Origin of the sequence: uncultured Ruminobacter sp., from assembly GCA_902764345.1 — a bacterium.
Classification (GTDB): Bacteria; Pseudomonadota; Gammaproteobacteria; order Enterobacterales; family Succinivibrionaceae; genus Ruminobacter.
This window is the reverse complement of record CACWVT010000004.1, coordinates 68,776-81,588: the sequence shown is the minus strand read 5'-3', so window position 1 is coordinate 81,588 and position 12,813 is coordinate 68,776. Positions and strand designations below refer to the sequence as shown.

The 12,813-nt window shown below is 45.3% G+C and carries 8 protein-coding genes; 6 read left to right on the top strand and 2 right to left on the bottom strand.

Going from position 1 to position 12,813, the window contains the following annotated elements:
* Positions 1-189: 189 nt before the first annotated feature.
* Positions 190-2,067, bottom strand: coding sequence for a signal peptide peptidase SppA (sppA, locus tag QZU58_RS01715; protein ID WP_294494214.1), 1,878 nt, complete (start codon positions 2,065-2,067; stop codon positions 190-192).
* Between the two features lie 426 nt (positions 2,068-2,493).
* Between sppA and guaB the strand changes: the two genes are divergently transcribed.
* Both guaB and guaA read left to right on the top strand, forming a co-directional pair.
* Positions 2,494-3,954, top strand: a complete 1,461-nt coding sequence (guaB, locus tag QZU58_RS01710; protein ID WP_294462581.1) for an IMP dehydrogenase — start codon at positions 2,494-2,496, stop codon at positions 3,952-3,954.
* 65 nt (positions 3,955-4,019) lie between these two features.
* Positions 4,020-5,597, top strand: a complete 1,578-nt coding sequence (gene guaA / locus QZU58_RS01705) for a glutamine-hydrolyzing GMP synthase (RefSeq protein WP_294494211.1) — start codon at positions 4,020-4,022, stop codon at positions 5,595-5,597.
* A gap of 129 nt (positions 5,598-5,726) precedes the next feature.
* Here guaA and QZU58_RS01700 read toward each other — a convergent pair whose 3' ends face one another.
* Positions 5,727-7,340 carry a sigma-70 family RNA polymerase sigma factor gene (locus QZU58_RS01700; RefSeq protein ID WP_294494208.1) on the bottom strand — a complete coding sequence of 538 codons (1,614 nt, stop codon included), beginning with the start codon at positions 7,338-7,340 and terminating at the stop codon, positions 5,727-5,729.
* A gap of 444 nt (positions 7,341-7,784) precedes the next feature.
* On the opposite strand from QZU58_RS01700, the gene ung reads away from it, so the two are divergent.
* From ung to QZU58_RS01680, 4 genes are all read left to right on the top strand, one after another.
* Positions 7,785-8,459 (top strand): uracil-DNA glycosylase, encoded by a 675-nt coding sequence (gene ung, locus QZU58_RS01695; RefSeq protein WP_294462438.1) that lies wholly within the window; start codon positions 7,785-7,787, stop codon positions 8,457-8,459.
* A 758-nt stretch (positions 8,460-9,217) separates the two neighbouring features.
* Positions 9,218-10,720: a hypothetical protein gene (locus QZU58_RS01690; protein ID WP_294494205.1), complete on the top strand. Its 1,503-nt coding sequence runs from the start codon at positions 9,218-9,220 to the stop codon at positions 10,718-10,720.
* Between the two features lie 43 nt (positions 10,721-10,763).
* Positions 10,764-11,183 (top strand): lytic transglycosylase domain-containing protein, encoded by a 420-nt coding sequence (locus QZU58_RS01685; protein WP_294494202.1) that lies wholly within the window; start codon positions 10,764-10,766, stop codon positions 11,181-11,183.
* Between the two features lie 472 nt (positions 11,184-11,655).
* On the top strand, positions 11,656-12,786 hold the full coding sequence (locus QZU58_RS01680; RefSeq protein ID WP_294462430.1) for a LacI family DNA-binding transcriptional regulator: 1,131 nt from the start codon (positions 11,656-11,658) through the stop codon (positions 12,784-12,786).
* Positions 12,787-12,813 lie beyond the last annotated feature (27 nt).

Here is a 12,813-nt window from a genome sequence, read left to right as displayed (position 1 = left end):
CTGTTGAATTATGAATTTTGAAGACTTTGTTTTTACAAGTTTTTTGGTCTTAAGTTTTATAACTGGTAAGTACTCTTATTCTTTTCCTTAGACCTTTTTCGTCTGGAATAATTCCTATTGGTCATTCTTAACCGGACTTTCTGGTATCGGGCACCGTGCTGTGTGTGAAGCCGGTGCCCGGACGGGGTCCTAGTAGCTAATGCTGTACGGCTGGATCATTATCTGGGATTCACCGTTTATGCCGTAGCCGTGTTTTACGGCAGCCTTTACCGCAGGATTATCATCAATCATTCTGTCGAGAAGACGGAGTGCCATAGGTCTGTCGTAGCGGGCAACAGCCTTAACCAGAAGGTTGGATACGGAGCTTACGCTGTTATCGTCCTTAGGCATGAGCACGGTAACCTGAGGATTTCTGGTTTTTGTAATGTCTATCAGGGTATTTAATGCTGTGTCAAAGGAACCGATTCTGTCAACAAGCTTCAGATTGAGTGCCTGGTAGCCGGTGTAGATTTTACCCTGTGCAAGCTCATCAACCTTGTCAATGTCAATCTTTCTGCTGTCGGAAACCAGCTTCAGGAAGCTGTGATAGGTCTTGTTTATTTCAAGCTGAATAACCTTCTTCTGATTATCGGTCAGAGGAGAGGTGAAGCTTATGTTGGCATTAGGATTCGTGCCAACACCGTCTTCGTGGATCCCGAGATTATCGGTAAGCTTTGAGCCGTTGAAGAGCATGCCGAACACGCCGATTGAACCGGTTATGGTTGACGGCTGTGCTACGATTTCATCGGCAACGGTGGAAATCCAGTAGCCGCCTGAGGCTGTCATGCCGGACATGTATACCACGATTTTGCCATTTGTTTTTTCCTTGTATTCCTGAAGTGCAGCCCTTATTTCTTCTGAGGCGGTTACGCTTCCGCCCGGAGTGTTAAGATAGAGAACAAGACCTGCGTAATTGTTCTTGATGGCACGCTGTATAAGCGGAACAATGTGTTCAGGGGTGAACTTCGTGAGGTCGGAATCATTCGGATCCTGATAGGAGATTTCGCCGAGGCCGTATATTACGCCGATGGTTTTCTCTTTGTCCGGATCGAGGGTATCTGCGGAGGAGATGCCGTCAAAATACTGTTCGGCATCGGTGGTGTCGAATTCGTAGTTGTTCTTTAGATGGTTGTATCTGTAGTCGATGTTATAAGCCTTAGCAATGTTTTTGAAGAAGGCATTTCTGTTCATGATGCCGTCAACGGCTCCGGCCTCCTGATAGATGTTCTTGTCGTCCGGAGTGCTTTCTTCAAGGGCAATGAGTTCGTCAGATGCGAAAAGCAGGCTGTTAACATCCAGATCCGGACGGTTCTTTTGAATGATGTCGGTATATTGGTTCCAGAGCTCGGAGGTGATAAGATTCATCTCCTCCTTTACCTGAGGACTCATGTCGTTACGGTTGAACGGTTCAACCGCACTCTTGTGGGTACCGGCCTTAGGTGTGTAGACTGTTATTTCAACATTGTCAAGTAAATCCTTGAAATAGAGGTTTCTGGCGTTAACGCCGGTGACGGACACGTCGCCGAACTTTGAAAGATAGATTTTATCGGCGAAGGTGGCAAGGGCATATGTTGACTGTGAATATGAGTCGGCATAGGCGAATATTTTCTTGCCTGCCTTTTTGAACTTTTCAATTGCGGGGGTGAGTGAATGTATCACGTCGAGTCTTACAGCTTCGGTGGAGGAAAGATCCAGAACGACAGCCTTCACGTTAGTGTCACCGGCAGCAGCATCAAAAATTTTTCTTAACTGTTCGGTATAGAGATGCTCATACCTGGTTCCGTTAATGGCGTTTAGCAGAACCTCAATTCTTGATTCCATGCGTGGGGAATCATAGATGGTGAACTGTGGATTGATGTAGACAATCTGATTGGCTTCCCAGACGGTTTCTTCAGGTTCTGTGGCGATTGATGCCAATATCGCAATGAACACGAAAAACGCAATTATGAGGAAGATGAAGTTGATTACGAAATTGCGGACGTAGGTTACTATTCCGCCGAGAATATCCAGAAATTTCCAAAAGCTCATGTTTTTACCCGTTTAAGCGAATGTTGTAACTGTTTCTGACTGCTTTCTGACAGGGAAACGGATTGTAATATTTTATCATATATTACATTGATAAGATTATATGCTGATGTGATTCCGTCCTTTTGTCTGTCGGTCATTGTTCCTGTTTCTGCGGACATTTTTTCGCAGGGAAAATCCGGCATGGCCGGTTATGTGCGCAGGCAAGGTGCCTTCAGTGACCGGTCCTGTCATGAACAGGTTTTTTCATGTAGATTCACAAGGTGAGTATCTGTTTTTCCTTGAAAAGGTAGTTGCATGACCGCTAATTTTTGATTTTTTAATAAAAAGTGTGATTTATGATAAATTTTTCTTTACCTTTGACACCTAAATGCCTATAATATCAACGCAAAATTACCCATTAATTTATTTGATGTGAGGTTTTGCCACATGCTTAGAATCGTTGAAGAAGCATTAACATTTGATGATGTCCTTTTAGTTCCGTCTCATTCAACCGTTCTGCCTAATACCGCAGATTTACGTACAAAATTAACCGCCAATATCACTCTTAACATTCCTATGGTTTCAGCAGCCATGGATACCGTTACCGAGTCAAATCTTGCAATTGCTCTTGCTCAGGAAGGCGGTCTGGGTTTCATTCACAAAAACATGTCAATTGAAAAGCAGGCGGATGAAGTACGTCGCGTAAAGAAGTTTGAAAGCGGCGTGGTTGTTGATCCTATAACCGTACATCCAGAAACCACACTTGCTGAAATCGTGGCATTAACTCATAAGAACGGCTTTGCAGGTTATCCTGTAGTTGACGACGAAGGTGACCTTCTGGGTATCATCACCGGTCGTGATGTAAGATTCGTTACAGATCTCAACAAGAGAGTATACGAAATCATGACTCCTAAGGATCGTCTCGTAACCTGCCACGAAAACGAATCAAGAGAAGTTGTTCAGTCCTTAATGCAGAAGAACCGTATTGAAAAGGTTCTGGTAACTGATGCAAACTTCAAGTTAAAGGGCATGATTACCGTTAAGGATTTCCAGAAGGCTGAAAGCAAGCCTAACGCATGTAAGGATGCGCTCGGACGTTTACGTTGCGGTGCTGCCGTAGGTGCCGGTGCTGGTAACGAGGAACGTGTTAAGGCTCTCGTTGAAGCAGGTGTTGACGTTCTCTTAATCGATTCATCACACGGTCACTCACAGGGCGTTCTTGATCGTATCAAGGCTACCCGTGAAGCTTATCCTAACATTGACATCGTTGCCGGTAACGTGGCTACCGCTGAAGGTGCCTTAGCCGTTGCTGAAGCAGGCGCAAGCACCGTTAAGGTAGGTATCGGCCCTGGTTCTATCTGTACCACCCGTATCGTAACCGGTTGCGGTGTGCCTCAGATTACTGCCGTTTCCAATGCTGTTGAAGCATTAAAGGGCACCGACATCAAGGTTATCGCCGACGGCGGTATCAGATTCTCAGGTGATATTGCCAAGGCAATCGCCGCAGGTGCAAACCTCGTAATGGTAGGTTCAATGTTTGCAGGTACCGAAGAAGCTCCGGGCGAAGTTGAACTCTTCGGCGGCAGATCATTCAAGTCATACCGTGGCATGGGCTCTCTCGGTGCAATGTCAAAGGGCAGTGCCGACAGATACTTCCAGTCTGACAACGCTGCAGATAAGCTCGTTCCGGAAGGTATTGAAGCTCGTGTTCCATATAAGGGACTTTTGAAGCACATCGTTCATCAGCAGATGGGCGGCCTCCGTTCCGCAATGGGTCTTACCGGTTGTGCAACCATTGATGACATGCGTACCAAGGCTAAGTTCGTACGTATCACCGGTGCTGGTATTAAGGAATCTCATGTTCACGATGTTACCATCACCAAGGAAGCACCTAACTACAGAATTTAATTTGTAATCACACAAGGCCGGACCGGACTGTCAGTCCGGCTTTTTATTTAGGAAATTTATTTATTATGGAAAAAAATATCCACAATGAAAAAATCCTGATTTTGGATTTTGGTTCCCAGGTTACTCAGCTGATTGCCCGCCGTGTGCGTGAAATCGGTGTTTACTGTGAGCTGTGGGCTAACGACGTGACTGCCGAACAGATTAAGGAATTCAATCCAGACGGCATCATTCTTTCCGGCGGTCCGTGCTCAGTAAACGATGAAGGTTCTCCTAGAGCTCCTGAATATGTGTTTGAAGCCGGTGTGCCTGTACTCGGTATCTGCTATGGTCTTCAGACCATGTCCGCACAGCTGGGTGGCAGCGTTCAGTGTTCAAACATGCGCGAATACGGTTATGCCGCTGTTGATCTCCTCAACGACAATAATCCGCTGTTTGACGGTATCTGTGATAAGACCGAAAACGGCAGAAAGCAGCTTGAAGTATGGATGAGCCATGGTGATAAGGTAGACGCCATCCCTGAAGGATTTGAAGTTACCGCATCAACCCCAAGCTGTCCGTATGCTGCCATTTACGATCCGAAGCGTAATTTCTATGGCGTACAGTTCCACCCTGAAGTGACCCATACTAAGAGTGGTGCAGTAATGCTCGAAAATTTCGTTAAGAAGATCTGTAAGCTTAACTGCCTGTGGTCTCCTGAAGCAATCATCGAAGATGCTATTGCAAGAATCAGGGAAACTGTTGGTGACAACAAGGTTATGCTCGGTCTTTCAGGCGGTGTGGATTCATCTGTAACCGCACTTCTTCTGCACAGGGCAATCGGTGACAAGCTTACCTGCGTATTCGTTGACAACGGTCTCTTACGTTTAAACGAAGGTGCACAGGTTAAGGAAATGTTTGGTGACAAATTCGGTCTTAACATTGTATACGTTGATGCAGAAGACCGTTTCCTTTCAGTGCTCAAGGGCGTAAGCGATCCTGAAGCCAAGCGTAAGGCCATCGGTAAGGCATTCATTGACGTGTTCGCTGATGAAGCCAGAAAGCTTACCGACGTTACCTTCCTTGCACAGGGTACCATCTATCCTGACGTAATTGAATCAGCAGCTGCCAAGACAGGTAAGGCTCAGGTTATCAAGTCTCACCACAATGTGGGCGGTCTTCCTCCAGATCTCAAGTTCAGCCTCGTTGAACCTTTAAGAGAACTGTTCAAGGATGAAGTAAGAAAGATTGGTCTTGCACTCGGCCTTCCTTATGAAATGCTTTATCGTCATCCGTTCCCAGGTCCTGGACTCGGCGTACGTGTTCTCGGTGAGGTTAAGAAGGAATACTGCGATCTTTTACGCCGTGCCGATGCCATCTTCATTGAAGAACTCTACAAGGCTGAATGGTATCACAAGGTTTCTCAGGCATTCGTTGTGTTCCTGCCGGTTAAGTCTGTAGGTGTCATGGGCGACGGTCGCCGCTATGACTACGTTGTTTCACTGCGTGCCGTACAGACCATTGACTTCATGACCGCTCATTGGGCAGAACTTCCTTACGATCTGCTTGGTCGTGTATCCAACCGCATCATCAATGAAATCAACGGTATCAGCCGCGTGGTTTACGATGTGTCAGGAAAGCCACCTGCAACCATTGAATGGGAATAATGTGAGAATTCCGTGAGTTCAGGCAGAGCCTGACTCACGCCTTCTCAAATGACTGAATCCGTCAGCATTCCGGTATCCGGATACTGACGGATTCGTTTTTATGACAGGTGACATCCGAATGTTATCTGGTTATTTGACGCCTGCGGCCCAGTCTTTCAGAAAATCAAATTTTGAATTGGTTTTAAGGCGACGCAGCGCCTGTTCTTCTATCTGTCTGATTCTTTCAGCCTTGACGCCGTAAAGCCTTGCTATCTCCTCGAGAGTCTGCGGATCAAAGGATCCGAGTCCGAATCTGCGCTTCAGCACGTCACACTCCTGATGCGGAAGTATCTTGAGTGCCTCCATGATGCTCTCATTCATACCCATTGTTTCCGCATTATCCTGTGGCGTATCCTGATCTTCCACGTGGTAGACGTTTTCTATATAAAGATCGTCACCGTTTTCGTGGTTTACCGACTCGTTAAGTGAGACAGTCGGTATGGAGTAGAACTTCAGCTTTGCTACTTCAGCCGCAGAGATTTTTATCGCCTCTGAAATTTCACTGTTTTTCGGATCCCTGCCGTTTTTCTTGTAGAAATCGATGCTGAAGCGTTTAATCTTCTTGATTTTCTCTTCCTTGTTGGCAGGCAGTCTTATGGATTTGAAGTCATTGTTCAATGCTCTGTTCATATACTGTCTGATCCAGCAGGTTGCATAGGTGGAGAGCTTGAATCCCATGGTGTAGTCAAACTTTTCAATGGCTCTGATGAGACCGAGAATTCCGTACTGGGTCAGGTCATTGAAGGTATCATCGTCTTTGTTGAATTTCCTGGCCTCGTACATCACAAGCCTGATGTTGGATCTTATCATGATGTTGCGGGCCTCGATGCCCTTCGCGAATTCCTTTTTGATGTTGTTGTATATGTTGATGATTTCTCCGATGTCGTGGAACGTGAATCTTTCAAGCTGCTTCAGCTTGTGAAGGGCTGTTTTTACGGCTAACTCCTTTTCCGGATCCTTTTTCAGTCTGTTCAGGGCCTTATCGGGCAGAACATCGAGAGACTCAATCCAGTAAAGTGTTTCCTTCGAGGCCAGTCCTCCTTTTCCATGAGCCTGAAGGTTCATGGATTTGAAGTTCCGGATACCCGTGTTCAGATCGTCGATGAGTATTTCCTTAAAGCATCTGCAGATTTCCCTTACGCGTGAGAACTGCAGGTTGATGTGCTCAATTATTTCGTTGAACAGGGCAGGAGTGAATATAAAGGTGCTGATTAGATCCCGAAGACTCTTCTGCAGTTCTGTCGTGGTTTCATGTTGCTTGCCCAGAGTCCGGATGGATCTGACCGTTCGACTGTAAAGATCCTTGAGCTCTGCAAATTTCAGTGGTGCAGTTTCCAAGAGCTCGTTTCCGGGCAGAATGATTTCTGGAGCGTCGGATTCGTTTTCCAGATCGGATCCTGCGCTTTTTTTGGTTCGCTTGCCACCCGTTGCAACAGGAGTGGTATCCGTGAAGCCTATGACCAGTTTTTCAATAAACAGCTTGCCGTCATCTTTTTCATCGACTGAGAGTGCGGCGTCATATTTGTCCAGAATGAATTTGACTATAAAAATGGCCTCAGCTATAAAACTGCAGATGTTCCTATTGCTGTTTTTGATGGTTTCCGCAAGCCTGTGCTCTTCCTTGGGCTCGAGGAGTTTTTCCTCTCTGAGCTTCTGATACAGACTCTGCATGATCGGAGTGTCGTTATTATTCCTTGTAGCCATTTCATTTTTCTCTTTATAATTATCAGACTCAGGCCGGAGGCCCGGCTGATTCATTTACTTTGACTGAATCCTTTCTTCCGTGCGGAGTTTTCCGTAAGCTTCAACAAAGCATGCGGGCAGATTATGCTGCCGTGTCTTCCCGTGTACGTAAAAGCCCAAAAAATTCCGTCCTGTAATTTGTTTTTTATTGCTTAACTTATAAAAAGTTAATATATAAAAGATTAAATATCGTATTACAGTCTAATCATTATAGAATTATTCTCGTTTTCTGTATAAGAAGTAGTACGCAAATCCGTGAAAATGTTTTCACTAAAGGTGAGGCATTACTGGGGTGAGCGTTGTTGCCTAAGCGTAGCTTTGATGTTATATTCATTTACCGTTTCGTAAGGTGTTTTAAGCAGGTGCAGTGCATCTCCGCAGACAGTTTTTAAAGGTGGTGAGTCAATGACTTCATGGCATGACGTTATCGGTCCCGAAAAGGAAAAGGACTATTTTAAGAATATAATGAGCTACGTGGAGGAGCGTCGTCTTTCCGGCGTAAACGTGTATCCGCCGCGTGCTGACGTGTTTAACGCCTTTAAATATACGGCGCTGGAGGATCTGAGGGTGGTAATAATTGGTCAGGATCCTTATCACGGACCATATCAGGCTCACGGTCTCTGCTTTTCCGTCAGACCTGAGGTTGAGATACCTCCTTCTCTGAGAAACATCTATCAGGAGCTGAAGAACGAATACGGTGACAGCTTCACGATCCCCGAACACGGCTATCTGGAAAGCTGGGCACGACAGGGGGTGTTCATGCTCAACAATACCCTTACCGTTGAAGAGGGGCAGCCGCAGAGTCACGGTAAAATCGGTTGGGACAGATTCACTGACGTGGTTATAGAAAAGATTAATGAGCATACCGAACATACCGTATTCATGCTCTGGGGTTCGCATGCACAGAAGAAGTGTCGCTGCGTGGATCAGAGCAGACACCTGGTACTCACCAGTGCTCATCCCAGCCCTTTAAGTGCGTATCGCGGTTTTTTTGGATGCAATCATTTTTTGAAATGCAACGAGTATCTTGTTGCTCACGGCAAGAAGCCTATATGCTGGCAGGTGCCTACGGATCTCTGACCGTCCGAATAATTTAATTCTACGTGTGCCGTCCTGTGGACGGCATTCTTTTTTGTATTCATGAAAAGATGTTGCGTATTCAGTACCGTTTGTTCGTTCCTCGGTTACCGGCGTTTGCTGACGTGCCATGAGATTTAGGTTCGGTATGTTTTGATAATGTATCGGATGTACCGGCTGTTTTTCTGATGAAGAACCGTTCATCATAATCAGCATAAGCTTTGTGAGGTCGGTACTTGCGTTGTTCTGTTTTTTACGGTTGGAAGCGTCGGTTTTGGCATGATTTACGGACATTTATCACGTCTTGCGTTTAAAAAATGTCTGACAAATTATGGTATATACATAACTATGATTTAAGTATTTAAAAAATATTAATAAATCAATATCTTAGAATTTTGCGGACTATTAAAAAATATAGGAAAATCACCAAAAAATATCCGTATTTTTGGGGGTGAAAAAACTTGAAAATAACAGTTGGGTTTTGGCTCAAAGTTGTTATAATTTAGGGTAACTGCATTGATAAAAAACATTCTTTTCAGTGTCTTTTGAGAAAACTTAAAATGTCAGTATCAAATTTATGTGTCTTATTGCATACAGTTTGAGCCGCATCGTTGAAAAGAATTGTTAATATCCGTATGATTTGGAAAAAGGAACATTTATCCGTTGTCGTACGGAAGAAATCTCCGTTTTTACGGATAATAATTTCCATTAAATTTTCATTTGTTTATCTGATTTGCTGATACCGGGCGATTTAAAGATATATGATCAAACAGAAGAAATACGTTAAAGCCGCTGCTCTGACTCTTGCCGCCGTGCTGCAGTCTGCTGTTCTGTGTTCCTGTGCGCGAGCCGACATTCCTCCTTCATTCGAAGAAAATACCGCCAGAATGGATGTGTCCATGAGACCTGCTGCCGTAATTCCGGAAGCTGAAATCCATGATTATGACAGATTCAGAAAGGAAAGAGACAGCTATGTTCTTTCCCTTGATGAATATGCCGCCGGCAGATATGACGAGGTCGAAAGAATTCTTAACAGCGATCTTGCAGGGTATCCTCTGGCCGTAAACATAGAGTATCTGATGCTCAGAAGACCAGATGCCAAACTCTCCGACGTGCTGTCATTCATCCGTTCCGACAGGCATGAAATTCTGTCCGCAAGACTGAAGAGCCACTATATGTACAGGTTTGACAAGGAGAATGATTATGCCGGCATCCTTAAGGTGTCTCCTACGATTCCTCAGAGTGAGGATCTCCGCTGCCTGTGGTTTAAGGCCAAATATAAGACCGGTGACAGGCCTGATGCGGTTTCCTTCATCAGAAAGAAGTTTGCCGATGCTGTGCCTCTCAATGCAACATGCATGGGGCTTGCTTCCGTGCTGTCTGCCGGCGGCGATCTCAAGCCTTCCGACATTTATGCCCGCGTCCGCGAGTCATACTGGACCAGAAACAAGCAGGGTATCTATCGTGCAGCGGCCGCAATGCTGAAGAATTCCAAGGAATACTCCGCAACGCTTAAGTATCTTGCCAAATATTATGACAATCCGGCTGGTTACGGGGCCATCCCGGTATCGGATACTGCATCCGCAGTATCCGTATTCAGAAGATACGGCAGGGTGGAACCGCGCGGTGCACTGAGCGAGCTTAAGTCATTTATTGAAAAGTATCATCCTTCAGAGAACGACGTCAGTAAAATTAAGAAGGCCATTCTCATATCCCTTCTTTTTGAGAGATATGACATTCCGTTTGATTTCGTTGACGCTGAACTGCCTAAGCTTGGTGACGAGGACATGTTCAAGCAGCGCATTCGTCTTGCAATCTGGAACGGTGACTTCATCAGCGTGGAAAAGTATCTGAACCGTCTTTCTGCTGAAAGCCGTCGAGAGGACAATTATCGTTACTGGCATGCCGTTGCTTTGGAAAAGCTTGGCAGAAAGGCAGAATCTGACATCGTCATGAGAGAGCTTGCACAGCAGAGAAGCTTTTACGGTTATCTCGCAGCCGACAGGGTGGGGGTTCCTTATTCGGTAAATGAGGTGTCTGTTCCCGCACTTAATGACAGGCAGAGAGCTGGGTTCATGGTCAAGTATCCCGCATATCAGCGTTTTGCCGAGTATGAGTTCTTAGGTGACAGCAAAGGTCTGAGGACTGAATGGAAGGAACTCATGAATCAGGCAAGCGTTGAGGACGCACGATACATTGCCAAGGCTGAAGCTGAACGCGGACACTATGAGCTGGCTCTGTGGGAACCTATCTACAGCCCGTAATGTCTCCCTTTCGTTCATGTACGGCATAACCCGTCAGGAAAGCATGATGAATCCAAAGGCTAAATCTCCGGTTGGTGCGATGGGACTCATGCAGATTATGCCTGAAACCGCCAAGATAGTGAGCAGGAAGTACGGAGTGGGGTACAGCAAGCCGATTGATCTCTTGCGACCTGAGGTCAATGTGGTGCTCGGAACCGCATATCTCAGGGATCTCATGAATGATTTCGGCGGAAACCGCATATTTACCTCCGCAGGCTACAATGCAGGTCCGAGAAGAGCTCTGAGATGGCAGAGTACCGACGGTGTGTGCAGGGATCTTGCGACATACGTGGAGAACATTCCGTTTAATGAAACCAGAAACTATGTTCAGAAGGTGGTTTTCTATGACTACATGTATCAGCATCTTCTGGGTGTGAAGGAACCTGTTTTCATTTACGAGAATGAGAAGGAAAACTGCTATTAGAGGAGTTTACGGTAACAGGGACGGTACCCGTCCCGCAGCTGCGACTGGGGACCTGTATCCGCAGTCGCTTTCTTACGCTGCGGGAAAAACCGAAGAAGGAATCCGACGTATGGTAGGCACCGGAAAAAGCGTGAGATTTTACCCGTTGGAACGTTTAAGAATAAGCCAGAAATACGCTGCGTTTAATGAAAAATCAGCGGCATTTTAGCCGTGTGACACAGAGATTATTGCGAATTATTTTTATTTTTGAATTATTTTCAAGGGTGTAGTTAATAGGATAACATGGCGTTTTGTGTATACTTTGTTTCAGCTATTTATTAAAAAGTAAACAAAATGTAAAGATTTTTGTTATTTATAGAATGATACTCGCAATAATTGTCACAATTCGTTAACTTTTTACTATAATCGTAGTAGTATAATGGCGTTTGTAATTACTAATTAAATAATAAGCATATTACTTTTTAGGTGGTATATGGCTACAATAAAAGATGTTTCCCGTTTAGCTAACGTGTCCATATCAACAGTATCAAGAGTTATAAACAAGTCTTCCAAGGTTTCTCCCGACAAGGTTGAAGCCGTAATGAAGGCCATGGAAGATCTTAATTTCCAGCCGAACAGTTTTGCTCAGGCATTGGTGAACAAGAAATCAAACTGCATCGGCGTTCTGGTTGGCGACCTCTGTGGCGGTCCGTTCTTTGCCCAGATGATGCGCGGTATTGAAAATGTCATTCTGCCTGCTAACAAGTTTGTAATCGTAATGTCAGGCAAACACGAACATGATCGTGAAAAGAACAGTATTGAAGCACTCCTTTTAAGACGTTGTGATGCTCTCGTAGTGCATTCCAAGGCCTTAAGCGATCAGGAACTTATTGAAATTGCCCGTTCCGATGTGCCTATCGTATTCGTTAACCGTCTTGTTCCGACTCTCGAGGACAGATGCGTCTGGGTTGACATCAGCTGTGGCATGGAAACAGCCGTTAATCATCTGATAAAGCAGGGGCATAAGCGTATAGCCTACATAGCCTCAGACGAAGTTAACAATCAGGATGCCAAGGATCGTATGGACGGTTACCGCAGAGCACTCAGCAACGCAGGTATCGAATATGATGAGGATCTGGTAAGTCTGGCATTCCCTGATGAAAACGGCGGTCACAACGCAATTGAGTCTCTTCTTATGAGGGACGTAGGTTTCACCGCATTCGTGGCTTATAACGATGCCATGGCCGTAGGTGCAGTGAGTGCTCTTGCAGAGAACAATATCAGTGTTCCTGAGGAAGTGAGCGCCATCGGTTTCGATAACAATCTGATTACCAACTTCATTAAGCCTAAGCTCACCACTGTCCGTTATCCTATAGAGGAAGTGGGTGAAACAGCGGCAAAGCTTGCCCTTAACGTTCTGTACACCAGAGAACGCGAAGAATATGAGGAACGTAAGGAAAAGGAAAGCAATAAGGGATATGAGAAGAAATTTGATCTTCACGAAATCATTGAGTTTACCCGTGAGGATCTGAAGTTTATTCCTGACCTTATTGAACGTGATTCCGTGGCTCCTTATAATGAAGCAGCGGTAATGGAAGGCAGAGTCAGAAAACAGAAGAAATAATCTGTCTGTCGTCTAATATACCAGAAG